22 protein-coding genes are annotated in these 16,640 nt (G+C 42.1%); 19 read left to right on the plus strand and 3 right to left on the minus strand.

Annotated elements, in window-relative coordinates; genetic code table 11:
* The first annotated feature begins 146 nt into the window (after nucleotides 1-146).
* The 3 genes from ABIE48_RS02060 to ABIE48_RS02070 all read left to right on the plus strand — a co-directional run bounded on the left by ABIE48_RS02060 (nucleotide 147) and on the right by ABIE48_RS02070 (nucleotide 2,235).
* Nucleotides 147-794 (plus strand): YdbC family protein, encoded by a 648-nt coding sequence (locus ABIE48_RS02060; protein WP_181909088.1) that lies wholly within the window; start codon nucleotides 147-149, stop codon nucleotides 792-794.
* Complete coding sequence (locus ABIE48_RS02065; RefSeq protein WP_192716330.1) at nucleotides 791-1,444, plus strand: lysozyme inhibitor LprI family protein; 654 nt, start codon at nucleotides 791-793, stop codon at nucleotides 1,442-1,444. The genes ABIE48_RS02060 and ABIE48_RS02065 overlap by 4 nt, the downstream gene beginning before the upstream one ends.
* A gap of 308 nt (nucleotides 1,445-1,752) precedes the next feature.
* Nucleotides 1,753-2,235: a DinB family protein gene (locus ABIE48_RS02070; RefSeq protein ID WP_192716331.1), complete on the plus strand. Its 483-nt coding sequence runs from the start codon at nucleotides 1,753-1,755 to the stop codon at nucleotides 2,233-2,235.
* Between the two features lie 454 nt (nucleotides 2,236-2,689).
* Here the strand turns inward: ABIE48_RS02070 and ABIE48_RS02075 are convergent, their stop codons facing one another.
* A complete protein-coding gene (locus tag ABIE48_RS02075; protein ID WP_220687457.1) occupies nucleotides 2,690-2,773 on the minus strand; it encodes a putative holin-like toxin in 84 nt (27 codons plus the stop codon).
* Between the two features lie 627 nt (nucleotides 2,774-3,400).
* Here ABIE48_RS02075 and ABIE48_RS02080 point away from each other — a divergent pair.
* The 14 genes from ABIE48_RS02080 (at nucleotide 3,401) to ABIE48_RS02145 (ending at nucleotide 14,763) form a co-directional block, all read left to right on the plus strand.
* Nucleotides 3,401-4,930, plus strand: coding sequence for a PucR family transcriptional regulator (locus ABIE48_RS02080; RefSeq protein WP_483312642.1), 1,530 nt, complete (start codon nucleotides 3,401-3,403; stop codon nucleotides 4,928-4,930).
* Between the two features lie 135 nt (nucleotides 4,931-5,065).
* A complete protein-coding gene (locus ABIE48_RS02085) occupies nucleotides 5,066-6,331 on the plus strand; it encodes a cytosine permease (protein WP_192716332.1) in 1,266 nt (421 codons plus the stop codon).
* On the plus strand, nucleotides 6,332-7,435 hold the full coding sequence (locus ABIE48_RS02090) for an S-methyl thiohydantoin desulfurase family protein (RefSeq protein ID WP_192716333.1): 1,104 nt from the start codon (nucleotides 6,332-6,334) through the stop codon (nucleotides 7,433-7,435).
* Entirely contained in the window at nucleotides 7,428-8,978 is a 1,551-nt protein-coding gene (locus tag ABIE48_RS02095) for a hydantoinase/oxoprolinase family protein (RefSeq protein WP_192716334.1), read from the plus strand. The genes ABIE48_RS02090 and ABIE48_RS02095 overlap by 8 nt, the downstream gene beginning before the upstream one ends.
* Nucleotides 8,979-9,329: 351 nt before the next feature.
* Nucleotides 9,330-9,659: a low molecular weight protein tyrosine phosphatase family protein gene (locus ABIE48_RS02100; protein WP_192716627.1), complete on the plus strand. Its 330-nt coding sequence runs from the start codon at nucleotides 9,330-9,332 to the stop codon at nucleotides 9,657-9,659.
* Between the two features lie 296 nt (nucleotides 9,660-9,955).
* The gene (locus ABIE48_RS02105) at nucleotides 9,956-10,468 is read left to right on the plus strand and encodes a phosphotransferase-like protein (protein ID WP_192716335.1); all 513 of its coding nucleotides are present in this window, start codon (nucleotides 9,956-9,958) and stop codon (nucleotides 10,466-10,468) included.
* A gap of 423 nt (nucleotides 10,469-10,891) precedes the next feature.
* Nucleotides 10,892-11,269: a hypothetical protein gene (locus ABIE48_RS02110; RefSeq protein WP_192716336.1), complete on the plus strand. Its 378-nt coding sequence runs from the start codon at nucleotides 10,892-10,894 to the stop codon at nucleotides 11,267-11,269.
* Nucleotides 11,206-11,346 carry a VOC family protein gene (locus ABIE48_RS02115; protein ID WP_354520563.1) on the plus strand — a complete coding sequence of 47 codons (141 nt, stop codon included), beginning with the start codon at nucleotides 11,206-11,208 and terminating at the stop codon, nucleotides 11,344-11,346. Before ABIE48_RS02110 ends, ABIE48_RS02115 begins: the two co-directional genes overlap by 64 nt.
* A gap of 156 nt (nucleotides 11,347-11,502) precedes the next feature.
* Nucleotides 11,503-12,249, plus strand: coding sequence for a class I SAM-dependent methyltransferase (locus ABIE48_RS02120; protein WP_354518207.1), 747 nt, complete (start codon nucleotides 11,503-11,505; stop codon nucleotides 12,247-12,249).
* Between the two features lie 17 nt (nucleotides 12,250-12,266).
* Entirely contained in the window at nucleotides 12,267-12,650 is a 384-nt protein-coding gene (locus ABIE48_RS02125) for a VOC family protein (RefSeq protein ID WP_145025797.1), read from the plus strand.
* A 64-nt stretch (nucleotides 12,651-12,714) separates the two neighbouring features.
* Nucleotides 12,715-13,077, plus strand: a complete 363-nt coding sequence (locus ABIE48_RS02130; protein WP_116231992.1) for a VOC family protein — start codon at nucleotides 12,715-12,717, stop codon at nucleotides 13,075-13,077.
* 123 nt (nucleotides 13,078-13,200) lie between these two features.
* Entirely contained in the window at nucleotides 13,201-13,362 is a 162-nt protein-coding gene (locus tag ABIE48_RS02135; RefSeq protein WP_192716338.1) for a hypothetical protein, read from the plus strand.
* A 135-nt stretch (nucleotides 13,363-13,497) separates the two neighbouring features.
* On the plus strand, nucleotides 13,498-14,535 hold the full coding sequence (locus ABIE48_RS02140) for a CHAP domain-containing protein (protein ID WP_354518209.1): 1,038 nt from the start codon (nucleotides 13,498-13,500) through the stop codon (nucleotides 14,533-14,535).
* Between the two features lie 105 nt (nucleotides 14,536-14,640).
* Nucleotides 14,641-14,763 carry a hypothetical protein gene (locus ABIE48_RS02145; RefSeq protein WP_260866818.1) on the plus strand — a complete coding sequence of 41 codons (123 nt, stop codon included), beginning with the start codon at nucleotides 14,641-14,643 and terminating at the stop codon, nucleotides 14,761-14,763.
* Between the two features lie 171 nt (nucleotides 14,764-14,934).
* Here the strand turns inward: ABIE48_RS02145 and ABIE48_RS02150 are convergent, their stop codons facing one another.
* The gene (locus ABIE48_RS02150) at nucleotides 14,935-15,135 is read right to left on the minus strand and encodes a hypothetical protein (RefSeq protein WP_192716339.1); all 201 of its coding nucleotides are present in this window, start codon (nucleotides 15,133-15,135) and stop codon (nucleotides 14,935-14,937) included.
* A gap of 212 nt (nucleotides 15,136-15,347) precedes the next feature.
* Complete coding sequence (locus tag ABIE48_RS02155; RefSeq protein ID WP_076173393.1) at nucleotides 15,348-15,575, minus strand: DUF6199 family natural product biosynthesis protein; 228 nt, start codon at nucleotides 15,573-15,575, stop codon at nucleotides 15,348-15,350.
* Nucleotides 15,576-16,106: 531 nt separating this feature from the next.
* On the opposite strand from ABIE48_RS02155, the gene ABIE48_RS02160 reads away from it, so the two are divergent.
* Both ABIE48_RS02160 and ABIE48_RS02165 read left to right on the plus strand, forming a co-directional pair.
* Complete coding sequence (locus tag ABIE48_RS02160) at nucleotides 16,107-16,379, plus strand: GNAT family N-acetyltransferase (RefSeq protein WP_145025787.1); 273 nt, start codon at nucleotides 16,107-16,109, stop codon at nucleotides 16,377-16,379.
* Nucleotides 16,376-16,597: a GNAT family N-acetyltransferase gene (locus ABIE48_RS02165; RefSeq protein ID WP_145025785.1), complete on the plus strand. Its 222-nt coding sequence runs from the start codon at nucleotides 16,376-16,378 to the stop codon at nucleotides 16,595-16,597. Before ABIE48_RS02160 ends, ABIE48_RS02165 begins: the two co-directional genes overlap by 4 nt.
* Nucleotides 16,598-16,640 lie beyond the last annotated feature (43 nt).

A 16,640-nucleotide genomic window follows, 5' to 3' on the forward strand; every position in this document is an offset into this window, starting at 1 on the left:
TGGTAATTTCGAATACCATGGGAGATACAAATGTAATACGACTATCGCACACTCGTTGGGAAAAGAAAGAGTATGCGATATTCGTAGAACGGGAGTTATATGAAATCAGCGCAAGAGATGAAAAATTCCAAAAGGAGTACATCGAAATGTTAATTAAAAGAATTACATGTCAAGTAAAAAGCAATGAAGTTGATACTTTTTCAAGGTTACAAACAAATTGGGAATTAATACATAACCTAAAAGGATTCATAGGCCAAATAGGCGGTTGGGATATAAAAAATAAGTTGTCGGCTTGTATATATTCATTTTGGGAAAGTAAAGAAGATTATGATTACTTTATGGGCAATGTACATGATGAGATAGTCTCAAAATCTAATCAGTCAAAGACGTATTCATCAATTAATGTTGAACTTTTTGAAGAAGTAAATAACATCACAGGGCTTTTAGATGATTTTATTTCAGTTCTTAGAAAAAGTAAGTTCATTCGAACTGCATTAACCGATGTAAAAGAAGATAGAATTAATCATTTTAAAGAGGTCCAAAATCAAGTTTGGAGTCCAGGAATGAAAACGACTAATGCGATGCTTGGTGGAAAATTTGCCTGTTCTTCTAAAGACAATCATCGGTATTTAACCCTAACTGGTTGGGTAAGTCAAGAAGCACATGAGAATTACACAAATCATCTTTTCACTAATCTTAAATTGAGAGCGAACACGGAGTTAGACATAATTAGAATTTCAAGTCAACACTTTGTAAGTGAGGACTCGTGGAAAGTGCTAGGAGATCATTTATGAAAGGTAAGATGCTCTTATTATTTTTTATTACGATCGTGTTTTCATCTTGTCAAAATATTAGTCAATCGACTACCTTGAAGAGCGAGACTAAATCAATAGTGAATTCTGAAATGCCTTTTGATGTAGTGAGTACAGGTAATGGAACAGAATCGAAAGAAATAACTGGAGGTCGATCAGATCCTTCTAACAATGAAGTGATATCCATGAACATTGGGAACTATGAATTGAAAGGAGAATTTTATGATGAAATGCTTCGAAACCCTATAGATCATGATTATGAAGTGGAAGTTAATGAATTTCAGAATTCCGAAGAGATAATTACAACATTGGAATGGGGGGCGTTGGAAAGCAAATATACAGAGATTTGGGATAAAGAGTTGAATCAAATATATGAAAAGCTTCTTTCAAAGTTGGATCGAGAACCAAGAGAAGCACTCATTGAATCGCAGAAAGAATGGTTACAGTATCACTTAAAGGAAACAAAATTTGTAGAGGAGACATTTATTTATAATGGATACCTTGGATCACGAGGACCTGTAAGTCTAGCCACGGTTATAAAGGAGAGAATAAGGGAAAGAACAATGCAATTATTTGAATATCGATATTTGCTAGATCGTGAAGTTGAGTTTATATACCAAAGTAAAAAATAGAGTTGGAATCTTGATCAAAGGTTTTTAGGAGATGCTTCGAAGACCTAAATGGCGCATAACACTGTATTCACGCTGCGGAAGCTTAGGCCCCTTGGTTGTCAGATGTATAATCAAGTACACCAGACAACAAACGACTTGGCTTAAGATAAGAGCTATCTAAGGCGGGGTCGTTTCGTGAAACAAGAACGTTAGGCGTGACTAAGTGCTGACACACCTACTCCCTCCGGTCGTTTAAGCCTCTCGACGTCGTGAATACAGGAACGTCGTCCGAAGTAACCGAAAGATTAATAGAAAAGTGAGGTAAAAGGATGAGTTATAGATCTATTCTCATAGACCAGTTAAACGCCTGTTATAACGATAAGAGTTGGTTCATTCCACTCCATGAAATTTTAAAAGATTTAAATGCTACACAAGCTGCATGGGAAAATGAAAGTAACCAATCAATTTGGTCGATCGTGAATCATCTCATATTTTGGAATGAGAAGTGGCTTGAGAGATATAACGTTGAACAATTTGAATTAGAAAGTTCAATAAACAATGATGATACTTTTTATGTGAATCCACATACAATAAATGATTTTGAGTGGAAGAAGACCTTACAGAGACTTGAAACAGTCTTTGAAAGTTGGAATAGGGCACTTGAGGAAAGCGAAGATCATAAACTTATAAAAGAAATCCCCTCATATTTCAATGCTCCTTGGTGGGGAGTAGTATCAAATTTATGTATTCATAATGCATATCATATTGGTCAGATCATGCTGCTCAAAAAACAATTGATAAGTGTAGGTTAAAAAGGGTTGTAGGTATTAAGCTTCCTGAGCCTCAAGAATGGTATATGGGGCTATCTTTTCTGTGTGTCCCTGAGGAGATGCTGACTTCAGTTAACATTATATTCACGCATTGGGTCTGACGACCCTCGGTCCGCCTGAAGGAGATCAGCAGAGCAGCAGGCTTAGGCGGACACATCCGCACCGACTAACCGCACCGCGGCCAGCCCCTGGTGGAGCTTAAGTTGGTGGGACGTCGTGGATACAGGAACGTTACGGGAAATCACTGCAATTAAATCATTAGGACCAAGATAAATAAACAAATAATCCCTATAAAAGCGTTATAAAATGAGTTATACTGAGGTAAGAATAAATAAGGGGCCGTGCGGTAACACGGCTCCCAGTACAATAACTGCATAAAGAGCAGTCGGCCATGTAAGATGGGTCGGAAATAGACCGTTATCCTAACCAGGGCGGTCTATTTCTTTTTCATGTAGGTGAGCAATGCCAAAATGAACATACCGAACATGAACATTAAGGAAAGTGCATCTTTGACCTCCATGGGCATCACCTCCCTTCTGGGAGATTAGCCGACCGCCCTTATAGCCGAATATTGTACTAGAAAATTATAACATATGAGGTAGATCAAAATACCATTAAAATACTATAAATAACTAGAATACACTAAGGACAAAAAACAATATAAATCTGTAAGGCTTATATGAGAAAGTAAATACAGGGAAGACAGTAACATCGCTTAACAATGCATCTATGCTGCGGGGCTTTCGCCCCTTGGTTGTCAGAAGCAAGCTCATAGGGTTAAATCATACAACACACGACCCGGCCTAAGATATGAGTTATCTAAGGTCGGGTCGTGTTATAGATGCGGGAAGGTTACGCGAAACCAGTGCCAGTTGGAGATATTAATGCAGCCCCTTTATTAAGCTGGCATGTAAAGTGGACCAAGCCGAATATGCAAAAAATTTCATAGTTGGCAAGGGAACTTACTTGGTTGCTTATCATAACGAGGGTTATACTAATATTATCTATAAAAGATGTAGAGAAGTATATGATCAAGCTATCGCACAGACTGAAGTATAGGAGCAGCTTGAATCGACAAAAAAGTGGTGGTTGAATTGGGGTAACCGTTAAAGATATACTGCAGCTGCCTTCATTTAGAGGAGCTCAGGTGGTCACTGGAACAAGCAGGCTTCATCAGACCGTATCCTCTTTATCTGTTTTAGAGGTGGCGGATGTTAATTTCTTTTCGCAAATTATTCAGACCGTTCAAGAAGAGTGGTATGCCGAAGAGCTGGTCATCAGCTCTTTTTATTCCATAAAGGACAGCGTGGAGCAGCAGTGCAAAACCGTTCAATACCTGCATGATCTGGGTGAAGTGGGGCTGATTCTGTACTATGTTGGCATTGTAATGCCAGATATCGCCGATGAAGTGCTCGCGCTGGCCGAATCTTTGAATTTTATTATCATTTGCATGCCGAGAAACGATTACTCTCTTCGATATAATGAAGTCATTTATGAAGTCATGGAGGCGATCGTCAGCAATCAGAATGTGAATGAGCATTTCGTGAATGAATCACTGGAAAAGGTATCGCTGCTGCCGGAACATTTGCGGAGCGTGGAAATTACCCTTAAACTGCTGTCGGACCGGATGAAAGCGAACATCATCCTGACAAACAGCAACCTGGATATCATCAATCGTGTCATGTGGCCGCGAAATTCATCGCTCCCTGTTGCGGATCTGATCCGGTCCATGGCGCCTTCCATTTTGAACGGCAGAACGGGAGAAGGGGAGCTGGATTCGTCCTGCTTTGTTGAATACAAGCGTGTTCAGCAAAAAAACGGGGAAGCCCTTTACCTGTTTATCATTAAAGAAAATACGAAGCTGCCTCCGAAGACGATGGATCAAATCAGCGAGGTGGTACAGGTAGCCATCAATTTGTGGGGAGATAAGCATAACGAGGTCAGCGAATACGCTCTGGTTAAAGCCATCGTGAATGATGAAAGCGAAAAAATGCGCAGATTGGCCAGTTTGCTGTATATCGACGTTTCCGCCATCCAAATGATGTGGCTCGTTTACATTCAGGATTTGTCGGAGGAAAGAAGGATAAGGGAAGACTTAAAAGCGTATCTCTCGCAATATTATAAAACCGCGGTCATTCAAACGATCGATCACTGCATTGTCGTTTTGCTAGGGAATTGCTCCCATAAATACAATGAGTTTGAAATCGCAGCGGAATATATCGAAACCACGAGTCTCATCGCGGAAATATCAAGCATCGTATATTCTCCTAGGATGCGGAACACACAGGATGTACGCCGGATGTACCAGCTCGTCAACGAAGCCTCTAAAGAGGTTCACCGCATCTACCATCACCGCATATTATACACCGCGGCTGAAGTCCGTTCCATGAAACGGGCCATTGACCTTAGCAAACAAGGGGAAGAGATCACTGAAGAATGCTTGTCTGTCCTAGAGCCGATATTGGACGACCCTGACGCACTGATGACCCTGATGACTTTTCTTCTGGATGCGAAGGGGAATATGGATGACTGCAGCAAGCTGTTGTTCGTCCACAAAAATACGGTGAAATATCGCATCAAAAAAATTTGCGAGCTCATCGGATATGATGTGACCATCAATTCGGAATCGTACGATGTTTATACCGCCTGCATGGTCTACCGTCTCATCCATAACTAAAAAGTTCCGATGTTTTGTCCAATCAGACAAAAACATCGGATTTTTTTTTGTTTTCTGAAAAAGACGCTGCCCGGCTTCATCTTTTACAATAAGAAAAAACAATTCGAACGAACAAGGTTGAGGAGGGGAGATCATATGAAAGCCGTTAAAGAGCATCAATCCTGGTTTAGTCTCGGGATCATCTGGGCCGGCGCGGTCATCAGCATCCCCAGTTTATTGGTGGGAAACACGCTGGTGGCAGGCATGGGATTGTCGAAAGCGCTGCTCGTCACGTTGGTGGGTTACTCCATCATTGTATTGCTCATGATTTTGCAGGGGATTCAAAGCACGGAGCTGGGAAGACCGACGGTTCAGGTTGCGGGTCAGGTGTTCGGCAAACAAGGATCCCGGACGATTCTTTCGATCATCCTCGCCATTGCGTGCCTCGGATGGTTCGGAATTCAGGCGAATGTGTGCGGTGCGGCCTTGGCCAATTTGTTAGCCGCAGGTGGAATGAGTGTCCCGGTTCCGCTGGCTTCTCTCATCTGCGGTCTTGTGATGGTCGTCTCGGCGATCTATGGCGTTAAAGTGCTGCGCGTCATCAGCTATATTGCCGTTCCTTTATTGATTGGGATCAGCGTATTTGGTCTTATCAAAGCATTGACCGGTGACTCCCTTCAGATTATTCAGAATTTTAAGCCACATGGAGCTATGAGCTTTACGGACGGACTGGCGGTAACCCTGGGTTCGTTTGCCTTGGGAGCGGTTGTCGCGGGAGATTACTCCCAATTTTCGAGAAAACGGTCCGATGTCCTGAAAGCCGCCCTTTTCGGAATTATCCCAGCGGGCTTGCTGATGATCGGTGCAGGAGCCGTCCTGACGATTGCTTACCAGGCCAGCGATATTACAGCAACCTTTTTGAGCATCACGACTCCGTTTATTGGCGGTGTTGTTTTGATCCTCGCTACATGGAAGACGAACCTCGTGAATGCCATTTCAGGCGGTTTTGCCTTAATAAACGTGTTCAACGTATCAAAGGAAAAAGAAAAATGGGCCGTCGGCATCGCCGGAACGATCGGGACGGTACTAGCTGTCGTTGGCATACTCAACTATTTTACGCCGATTATGTCCATTCTGTCGGCCATGATTCCGCCGGTTGCAGGCGTGATGATCGCATCTTACTGGGTGCTTGGCAAAGGGGACAAGAGCCGCTGGCATGAGGTCGAAGGCGTGAATATACTGGGCGTCATTTCCTGGCTTGTGGGCGCGGTCATCGCTTGTACCCCTGTTGTGTTATCCCTGTTCCCAAGCTTGCCGCAGGTACCGAATCAGCCGTTGATCGGGATTGTCATTTCTTTTGTCATCTATTATGCAGGCTATCGTTTATCGGCTCGGAAAACAGTCATATTGGAGGAAACGTAAATGAGATATTTAGATCAAGCAGCTGTTGAAAACATCGCCGTCGGCGCAGCATTCTTAGGAACCGGCGGAGGGGGGGACCCTTACATTGGCAAATTGATGGCTCTCTCGGCCATTGAGAAGTTTGGACCTGTAAAACTGTTCTCCGTCGATGAGATTCAGGATGAGGACTTTTTTATCCCGGCCGCGATGATGGGGGCGCCTTCCGTACTCGTGGAGAAATTCCCTAAAGGGGACGAGTTTGTTAAGGTTTTTCAAAAATTAGCGAAGTACTTGGGAAAAGAACAGATCACCGGCACGTTTCCGATGGAAGCGGGAGGCGTCAATTCCATGATTCCCATCGTCGTTGCGGCGCAGCTGGGATTGCCTCTGATCGACTGTGACGGTATGGGACGGGCATTCCCGGAGCTGCAAATGGTCACGTTTAACCTGGACGGCATTCCGGCGACACCGATGGCGATTACGGATGAAAAAGGGAACATCGGCATCTTTGAGACCATTGATAACAAATGGACGGAACGGCTGGCGAGAGTGGCTACGGTTGAAATGGGTGCCAGTGCTTTAGTCAGCCTGTACCCTGCAACGGGTGCTCAAATCAAGCAGAGCGGCGTTCATCATATCGTGACCCTGTCCGAACAGATCGGAGCCATCATTACATCGAAGAATCGGGACGCGGGCGATAAGCTTCAAGAACTGCTGAACCTGGTGTCCGGCTATGAACTTTTCCAAGGCAAAATTGTGGATGTCATCCGGGAAACCAAGGGAGGATTTAACCTCGGCCAAATGCATCTTGAAGGAATTGAGGCGTTTAAAGGCGGCGGGATGAAGGTTCATTTTCAAAATGAAAACCTGATTGCTGAAAAGAATGGTCAAGTGGTAGCGATGACCCCGGATTTGATCTGTCTGGTTGATTACGAAACCTTGTCGCCTGTAACTACGGAGAGCCTGAAATACGGTAAACGCGTACGGGTGGTTGGACTGCCTGCTCATGAAAAATGGAGAACGGAAAAGGGAGTCCAGACGGTAGGACCAAGATACTTCGGTTATGATTACGATTATGTCGCTATTGAGGAACTGGTGAAAAAGGCGGTGGCTGAGAATGTATAGAATCGGGATCGATGTAGGCGGCACCAACACAGATGCCATCATATTGGATGAGAATCATCATTTGATTCATGCGGTTAAATCCCCAACAAGTCTAGATATTAAAACAGGGATTGAAACCTCGCTCCGGAATTTGCTGCAGGAATCGAATATTAATAAAGCCCAAATCACGCATGCCATGTTAGGTACGACGCAGTGTACCAATGCCATTGTTGAGCGTAAAAAGCTGGCGCAAGTCGGCGTCATTCGTCTGGGTTACCCGGCAACGGCTTCCGTTGCTCCGTACACATCCTGGCCTGAGGATATGGTGGAAAAGCTGTCGGGTAAATATGCTCTCGTTCATGGCGGATATGAATATGACGGCCAAGTGCTTGGAGAAGTCGATGAAGCTGAAATTACAGCTCTTTTAGAGGAATGGGGGAGCAGCGTCGAGTCCATCGCAGTTATTGGTGTGTTTTCATCCATTAAAAATGATCAGGAGCTCCAGATTCGCGATCTCATCCATCAAGTATACGGACCTGAATTCCCTGTTTCCTGTTCTTCATTGATTGGTTCTGTCGGCTTAATTGAACGGGAGAATGCGACCATACTGAACGCAGCCTTATGCAAGGTGATTGAAACGACGACCCAAGGATTTGTACAGGCGTTAGAAGAAGAGGGCATCACAGGCGCAGCGGTGTTCCTATGCCAGAATGACGGTACCCTGATGTCAATCGATTATGCTAAGCAATTTCCGATCCTAACCATTGCATGCGGGCCAACGAACAGCATACGCGGTGCCTCTTATTTGGCGAAGATCAAAGATACGATGGTTCTCGACGTGGGAGGGACGACATCGGACATCGGGGTGTTGCAGGACGGCTTCCCGAGAGAATCTTCGGTTGCGGTCGAGGTTGGCGATATCCGGACGAATTTCCGCATGCCGGATATTATCTCCGTCGGGTTGGGCGGCGGAAGCATTGTGCGTTCGGAGAACGGCAAAATTACAGTTGGCCCTGACAGCGTAGGATACAAGATTGGACAGGAAGCGCTGGTCTTTGGCGGGCATACGCTGACTGCAACCGACATTGCCGTTCGGCTGGGTCTCGCGGATGTCGGGGATAAGAGCTTGGTAGCCCATCTGGATGAAGACTTCGCTAAAAATGTGCAAGCTGAAATTGCAACCATCATTGAGCAGGCCATTGATAAAATGAAGACATCATCGGGAGACGTTGAGCTTGTTTTGGTAGGCGGCGGCTGTGTCGTTATCCCGGACACGATTCGCGGGGTATCCCATATGATTAAGCCTGAGAACGGGGGCGTAGCCAACGCCATTGGCGCGTGTATAGCTCAAATCAGCGGACAATATGAACAAATTTATATCTATTCTACAGAGCCCCGTGAGGATTCACTAAGAGATGCGCAAGAAAAAGCCGTGAAGCAGGCGGTGTTGGCTGGCGCTGATCCGGCAACGGTTGAGCTTGTGGAAGTGGAAGAAACCCCGCTGGCTTATCATCCGGGAAATGCGACGAGACTGCGAGTGAAAGTCGTAGGAAACATGAAGTAGATGAGAGGCTTCACACGAGTTATATAACTTGTGTGAGGCTCTTTTTTTATCCATAAGGTGTAACGAGGTGAGCAAAAAAGAGATCTCACACATTCTATAAAAACCTTGAGCGTCCACCCAAAGGTTGATGGTCAGAGGTGGGTTTGTTCTCAGTCATATTTGCAAAGAGGATATTGAAAGAATGAGGCTTGAGGTTAACTTGAGGAAGTCAGGAACATCAAATAACAAGGAACCGGCGCGATTTTCCTTAAGCCTCTCGTGTTCGGAGATAATAGACCATTACCATGATTTGGTAGTAGTGGTATATTTATTTTAAGGGAGATATGAAAATAATTTCTGAAGGTGATCAATATAAAGTTGTTATTTATCTGTAGTAGAAATAGATGGAGAAGTCTTACAGCAGAGAAGATATTTGAACAGTACAACATGTATGATGTAAAATCTGCCGGTACAGAAGAGAACGCGAGAATCAAAGTTACTGCCGGCCATATTGGATGGGCTGATTTAATATTTGTAATGGAGAAAAAACATGAAAGAAGACTGAAAGAAAAATTCAGCTTAGATCTAAACGGAAAGCGAGTAATAAGACTTGATATAGAAGATGAATATAGATATATGGATGAAGAACTAATTGAAATATTGAAAACAAGAGTATCAGAATACATTGAAGTACCTGAATAAATGAAGAGAATATGGAATGGTCTATTTTTGAGATTATTCAAGAATGCCCCGACAACATTTATCTGGATATTGATACGGATAAAGATAAAAAAACAATTGAACATGCGTATTACGCTAGGTACTTCAAGACATCGGACGCTAGTGATCACTCAGAAACAAACATTGAGGGTAACAGAACTTGGTATGAAAGAACCGAAAAATAATAATGGATAGCTTTTCAAGGAAAGTTATCGAAACCATGAGAAATTATGAAAATTGTAATTCCTAATTAAACCACTAACATGAAGGGGAGCCAGATGGATAAAGGGAAAATTATCTTTTTGAATGGAGTAACGAGCTCTGGAAAAACTTCCATCGTTGATGCCATTCAATCTCACACGGATCCATTTTTTTATGTAGTTGCAAATGACCTTTTTGAACAAATGATAGGGGATAAACATCTGCATAAAGATTATTGGAAGTATCTTAGCGAAGTCATTATTATGATGTACCATACAGCAAGATTATTTTCAGATAGTGGCAAGAACATTCTAATCGATGGGGTTTTAGTTGAAAGACCCGAGTTAGTTCCACACTATGACAAGGTTAAAGGCATTTTTATGGGGTATCCCTTAGAAATTGTTGAGGTGTATTGTCCTTTAGATATATGTCGCAAGCGCAATATTGAGCGTGGGGATAGATCAGAGGATCAGTCAGATTGGCAAAGCGAATTAATGGCGGAGAACATTCAATATAGTTGCTCAGTCGATACCAGTTTAAATACACCAGAAGAGTGTGCAGAAATTATAATCGAAAAATTCTTTAAGTAAAACGACACAAACGTCACAAGTCGTTTTATTACCCAGGCGCTGCGCTCCCTTAGGCTCGCTACAATTAACGTTATATGAAAGATGCAATGGAGAACGTTTGTACGCAAATGCCAATAAAGGTAAAATATAACTATAATCGAATCTTAGGTGGGCATGGATTTCATTCTTGCTCTTTCACCATACATCATAATAACAACAAGAGAAAGTAGAAACCCACCCAAAGGTTGAGGCCGAAGGTGGGTTTTGTTCCTGTACGACTTAGAATGGAATAAACCATCCAAGCCAATTGTACTGACCAAGTGTTCGCAGCACTTGGTCTTTATTACATAAATAAATAACACTAAGAAAAAGCGTGCCCAAGCGAGAAATAAAACTGAAACTGCAGCCTTAGTTGATTACCAATGATGAGAGGGAGGAACTGATATGAACGAAAATAAGGGAAACGAAGTGGAAGAAAGCCTGGAAGACATTACGGGTATCACTTGTATTTACGTGCCAGTAAACGATGTTTACGAGTCTATTCAATGGTACCAAAAGAATTTAGGGTACCAACCCGCAAACAACGATCTTGTTGAGCCTGGAATGAAGATGGCTGTATTGAATCTTCCCGATCGTAATGGAAACCTGCCTTCACCTGGTTTAAGGCAAGTCGTACCTGCATTGTTCCTTCACCAATCGGATGAAGAAGGTGGTCGATTACGTTTTCATGGTCATTGGACAACGGCAAACCCCATGCAATGGCATGCTTTATTACTCCGAGAATTCAAGAACTCTCTAAACGATTCAAGGAAAACGGAGTGAACATTTTAAGTGAACGAGTGACAAGCGGACCGAACATAACGTTCGCAGATCCTGACGGTAACATATGGGAAGTGTAGCAACCCTAATTGAAGAACGAGTATAAGAGAGCTGCTTTGCGAATGACAGCAAGTTTTTCGTTGAAGAAGGGGATCTCGTATAACACCATATTCGCGCTGTGGGGCATTCGTCCTACGGTTTGGCTGAAGGATATCGAAGAAGAGGAGGTCATTAGGTTGAACAAGCATCATGTTCATGAAACAAACAGCTTCTATTGGGATACGAAAGGAAATGACTTCTTAAGAGCAATTGTGCTTCCTTATTATGGGGCCTTTGTTTCAGAAGAAAAGTGCCAACTTTTTGGCGATGTTTCCGGAAAAAAGTTATTAGAAATTGGTTGTGGAAACGGCCAATCCTTGCAATATCACGGGGATCGCAAAGCATCTGAACTATGGGGGATCGATATATCAGAAAAACAAATTGAAAGGGCAAAGCAGCATTTGACGAAGTGCGGTCTTTCGGCAAAATTGATCTGTTCCCCCATGGAAGAAGAATGTGAAGTTCCCACAGATTATTTTGACATTGTTTATTCAATTTACGCCATAGGCTGGACAACCGACCTTGAAGGCACTTTTTGCCGGATCGCTTCTTATTTAAAAGAAGACGGCATATTTATTTTCAGCTGGTCTCATCCTATACACCGATGTGTTGTTCAAGAAAATAATAGATTTACTATTAACAAGCCTTATTTCGATGAATCCTGGTATTCGGTATCTCCAGATTTTTGTCAAGGCGAGCTAACCTTATCTGATCGTAAACTATCAACCTACATTAACGCGTTGGCGAAAGCAGGGTTTGTTATTGAACAAATGATTGAAGAAACTGACAATGAAATTATACAGTTGCACGATGAAAATGATGATTTGGTAAAAAGAGCGAAGATGTTTCCGGTAACCTTCGTGATCAAAGCAAGAAAACTTTAAAATGGGGGCTGATTAAAATAAACATCAATCGTTTAGATCATTTAGTTTTGACTGTTTCGAATATTGATCAAACCTGTGAATTTTATTCGCGGGTCTTAGGAATGCGAACTGTAACATTTGGAGGAGGACGAAAGGCATTGCATTTTGGGCAGCAGAAAATAAATCTACATGAAGCAGGCAAAGAGTTTGAGCCAAAAGCGAAAACGCCTATGCCAGGCACTGCTGATTTATGTTTTATAACAGACGATCATATACCGGATGTCATACGCCATTTAGAATATTGCAATGTAATGATTGAGGAAGGTCCTGTATTAAGAACAGGAGCATTAGGATCGATCACGTCAGTATACCTAAGAGATCCAGATGGAAATTTAATAGAAATCTCTAATTACGATTCGTGAATATGAGAACGTTACATGTATGAACGAAGCGATATATTAAAAATTTTTCAAAAGGAGCATTGATATGATAAAACGATTTCATCATGCCCAAATCACAATTCCGAAGGGAAAAGAAGAAGAGGCCAGGAACTTCTATTGTGGAATTCTCAAACTGGAAGAAATCTCAAAACCGGAATCATTAGTTGGTCGAGGCGGCTTTTGGGTTCAGGTAGGAGATCAACAACTACATATTGGAACAGAAGATGGAGTGGATCGTTTACAAACGAAAGCCCATCTAGCGTATGAAGTGGAAAACCTAAAAGAAATGGAAAAGCTGCTTAACAATAATGGTATTGAGATACTGGAATCTGTAGCAATACCAGGATATGAAAGATTTGAATTCAGGGATCCATTTGGCAATCGAGTTGAGTTTATTAAACCAATTTAAAGATATGTAATTTCAAAGGCATTTTAAAGGTGAAATAAGAAGTACATGATCTGAGGTGTTACAAAATTCCTTCGTTTAACAAAGTGTTGCAGCGTCGATTTAACAAAAATAAGGAGTTAATTTATGAATAATAGTGAGTTCACTATTGGCTGGGGAACACTGGCATTAATTAATGCAGGATTAGCACAAGGAAAGAACAGAAGCGGACTTCATTGGTTTCTAATATCATTATTAATTGGACCATTAGCAACGCTATTCATCCTGGTATGGGATAGGAAAGATTAGTGGCTTTGTAGGGAATATCGAGAAAGTTAGAATAACAGGAGGATATTGATGATCTTCTAGGGTTCGTAGATTAACGGAACGTTATAGAGAATCAGCGTACATCCTAACGGCGCATTAAAACATGGAGGCGATGCTTTGAATAATAAACAGTTGGATAGCATTCGTATTCTTGTTCAAGAGATGATCGGTTCATTGGATAGTGAAATACAGCGACAGGAAGCTTGTGTTCAATTATATGGAGTGTCCAGCACTGCCTCGCTGCTTGCAAAGAGAAGGGATCAAAATCAAGAAATTGCAGCCATTAGTGGCCTTCTTCATGATTATTACCGCTTTAATACTGGAATCATAGAATTCCCTGGCATCAATAGTGCAGAAACAGTAAGAACGATTTTAAGAGAGATGGAGGCCTTTACTACAGAAGAGCAGGTCACAATTCTACGGGCAATCTTTTACAGAGATTACAGAGATCGGACCCATGGCCCTCTTGATGAAATCATTAAGGATGCATATGTTTTGCATTTGTATTTTCAAAATCCGGGTTGTATCGTGCAGCAACAAGATGCCGACAGACTGCAGAAGGTTTTTCGTGAACTGGGAATCCCGGGAGAGTGCATAGTTGAGAAGAGCAACCAAGAAGAAATTGTTTTTAGTAACGTAGATAAACGAATGAGAATGGCTGAAATTGCTGAAGACCTGGGGAGAGCAAACATCATCGGATTGCCAGGAGATCAGCGATATCGAAAAATTTGTGAATATTGGCCGGATCGAGCCATCTATCAAGTTTTACAGAACAGTTGGTGCGCTGCTTTTGTGTATCATTGTTGTTTTGAAGCTGGATTTTTAATGCCGATCCGATACCCTAATGGTAAATATCGACTTGCCGGTGTAGGAGCGTTGCTCGAATGGGCACAGCTACCTGAAAATGGTTTTTTTCATATTGATAAGCATAACGGCTTTACTCCCCAACGTGGCGATATCGTGATCTATGAAAAATTACTATCTAATGATTCACATGACCACACGGGGATTGTACTGGCTTGCAGTGATAATGAAATATTAGTTGCCGAAGGGAATAGGGATAATCAGAACTACTCCAGTGTTTTTTACAGAGATAGGTGGCATTGTATATTAGGGTATATCCGGATTGATAACAACTATGAATATCAAATTTAATGATACTTACAACCCTATCCTATAAATATGGACTCATTGCTGAATGTTTCGAAAAAGCCTTGATATCCGATAACATGAATGTGAAGGTTCCTAAAGGAGGAATGTATGCGGCTATTTGAAGACGTGCTTGAATTTTTCGACGAGCATTTGAAGGGGGAAACGCCGGAACGCTCAAATGAGGCGTACCCGGAGGTCCGATTTTACGGCCATCAAGCAAATAAAACTTAGAGAGGGTTAAGAGGTCTCCGGCATGGCGGCCTCTTTGTTGCTGCCGTCCTCGCCGTAACAATATAATAGTCTTGCCGACTATGGACGATCGTGTGGTTGGGCCAGATCTTGTTGCGCGAGACGAATGAGATCTTGTTCTGATCGGATTATATCATTTACTCGCTCCATTTTTTACTCCTTTTTTCGGAAGAAATCGTACTTGATCACAAAATCAAAGAGAGCCGTAATTGCAATTGCTCCAAGTGGAATCATTAAGTATGCCCATGGCGGATTATTTGGAACTTCACCAGGTGGTGCTTCGATTAATATCCCATAAAGGACAACACAATAAATAATGGCCAACACTACACCTGTCACGTTTCTATTTTTCATAGCTGTTTTTCACCTCCAAACCGAACATCATTTCATGTCTCGGCTGGGCATTCGTCATGCCGGCGGTCGAGTACATAAGAGACGAGCAACCCTCTCGTATCGGAAATAAGAGAGACTAAGGGATTGGACTCAGCTCGTATAAATCCAGCGAGTATAGAATCGTATTATAACCAGATTTACTTGAATATGTAATAACTTGGCTTACTGAGAGCTTAATATATAAATATTAATAGAATTCCAATTGCAAAGAAAAATGAACCGATCACGATCGCTATAAACCCACCAAACTTTCGGGCTTCAATGTAGGCGTCACTTGGCTCGGAGTCACCTTTCACTTTCCACGCTTCATTCATACTCCAACCAAACGTGGGTTTAATGCGACTAAGGATACCGAGTGCAATAAATATAGCACCGAAAATAATGAAGGTTGCTTGAACCATGTTAAATCAGCTCCTTTTTATATAAGACGCTTAGGAGCTACTTGAAGTTCCGCTTAACAAATATTGACTAACTAACGGACCGATGGGAGAACGCAACTTAATGTTTAATGAGTTGGGGGTTCCGCGGTCGCCAAAAAGTAGGATCCAATTAACCCGATTTCGATAATTACAAAAATGAGCACTACCAGCAGGAAAATTTTTTTACCACTCATGTTATTACCTCCCGAAGCAGAAGTTAGATTGTCCAAGATGCCGGGGCCGAAATTTATGAATTAAAAGCAAACCATATGATCAAATAAATTAACCCATAGATAGCGATTAATCCAAATACACAGATAAGCACGATCAAGATCACAAGTTTTTTACCATTCATGGATTCACCTCATTATAGACCTTAGCACAAAATAAGGGGTTTAATCCATCAATAACCACTAACAATCAATCATCCCCTCAGTCATCCAATGTATAATCATGGAAGATGTCCCAAATGACACAAGAAGTTTTAAAAACCCATAAACCGGAGGATCCAATATGCCTTTTAAAGATGCATTTTCTTCTTTCCCTAAGCTTGAAACTGAAAGATTTATATTGAGAGAATTACGTTCGGAAGATGCCGAGGCATATTACAGTTATTTCTCAGATCAAGAAGTAACAAAATATTGGGGATATCCAGGGCCCAAAAATATCGAGACAGCCTCCAAGACATTTACTCGATTTCAAAACGCATTTACCAGAAAAGAAATGATCACTTGGGGAATAGCTACGAAAGTTGAGGGTCAAATTATTGGGGAAAAGGGATCATGACCGAAGTGCTCAATACGATTATTCCATTTGCATTTAATGAGCTGGATATGAACCGAGTACAAGCTAAAGTAATACCGGAAAACCATTCGTCTGTAAATCTTTTAACAAAGTTGGGTTTTGTGCAGGAGGGTTTGCTTCGGGACTATATATTTGGTGAGTTCATTACGGATACATTGATATTCTCCATGCTGAAGAAAGATTCTATTACAGCTGCGTAGCTGCGGCTTTTTAGTTTAGAACATATATCGTTTGTAGAAAATG

Origin of the sequence: Paenibacillus sp. OAE614 (genome assembly GCF_040546645.1) — a bacterium.
In the GTDB taxonomy this organism is placed as follows: domain Bacteria; phylum Bacillota; class Bacilli; order Paenibacillales; family Paenibacillaceae; genus Paenibacillus_AQ; species Paenibacillus_AQ favisporus.

Excerpts from the sequence above, each read along its gene's own strand:
- ABIE48_RS02155 (WP_076173393.1), bottom strand. The coding sequence starts at position 15,575 with ATGGTTCAAGCAACCTTCATTATTTTCGGTGCTATATTTATTGCACTC.
- ABIE48_RS02085 (WP_192716332.1), top strand. The coding sequence starts at position 5,066 with ATGAAAGCCGTTAAAGAGCATCAATCCTGGTTTAGTCTCGGGATCATC.
- ABIE48_RS02105 (WP_192716335.1), top strand. The coding sequence starts at position 9,956 with ATGGATAAAGGGAAAATTATCTTTTTGAATGGAGTAACGAGCTCTGGA.
- ABIE48_RS02150 (WP_192716339.1), bottom strand. The coding sequence starts at position 15,135 with ATGAAAAATAGAAACGTGACAGGTGTAGTGTTGGCCATTATTTATTGT.
- ABIE48_RS02065 (WP_192716330.1), top strand. The coding sequence starts at position 791 with ATGAAAGGTAAGATGCTCTTATTATTTTTTATTACGATCGTGTTTTCA.
- ABIE48_RS02095 (WP_192716334.1), top strand. The coding sequence starts at position 7,428 with ATGTATAGAATCGGGATCGATGTAGGCGGCACCAACACAGATGCCATC.
- ABIE48_RS02075 (WP_220687457.1), bottom strand. The coding sequence starts at position 2,773 with ATGGAGGTCAAAGATGCACTTTCCTTAATGTTCATGTTCGGTATGTTC.
- ABIE48_RS02130 (WP_116231992.1), top strand. The coding sequence starts at position 12,715 with ATGATAAAACGATTTCATCATGCCCAAATCACAATTCCGAAGGGAAAA.
- ABIE48_RS02145 (WP_260866818.1), top strand. The coding sequence starts at position 14,641 with ATGCGGCTATTTGAAGACGTGCTTGAATTTTTCGACGAGCATTTGAAG.
- ABIE48_RS02135 (WP_192716338.1), top strand. The coding sequence starts at position 13,201 with ATGAATAATAGTGAGTTCACTATTGGCTGGGGAACACTGGCATTAATT.
- ABIE48_RS02160 (WP_145025787.1), top strand. The coding sequence starts at position 16,107 with ATGCCTTTTAAAGATGCATTTTCTTCTTTCCCTAAGCTTGAAACTGAA.
- ABIE48_RS02060 (WP_181909088.1), top strand. The coding sequence starts at position 147 with ATGTTAATTAAAAGAATTACATGTCAAGTAAAAAGCAATGAAGTTGAT.
- ABIE48_RS02165 (WP_145025785.1), top strand. The coding sequence starts at position 16,376 with ATGACCGAAGTGCTCAATACGATTATTCCATTTGCATTTAATGAGCTG.
- ABIE48_RS02090 (WP_192716333.1), top strand. The coding sequence starts at position 6,332 with ATGAGATATTTAGATCAAGCAGCTGTTGAAAACATCGCCGTCGGCGCA.
- ABIE48_RS02070 (WP_192716331.1), top strand. The coding sequence starts at position 1,753 with ATGAGTTATAGATCTATTCTCATAGACCAGTTAAACGCCTGTTATAAC.
- ABIE48_RS02110 (WP_192716336.1), top strand. The coding sequence starts at position 10,892 with ATGAACGAAAATAAGGGAAACGAAGTGGAAGAAAGCCTGGAAGACATT.
- ABIE48_RS02115 (WP_354520563.1), top strand. The coding sequence starts at position 11,206 with ATGGCATGCTTTATTACTCCGAGAATTCAAGAACTCTCTAAACGATTC.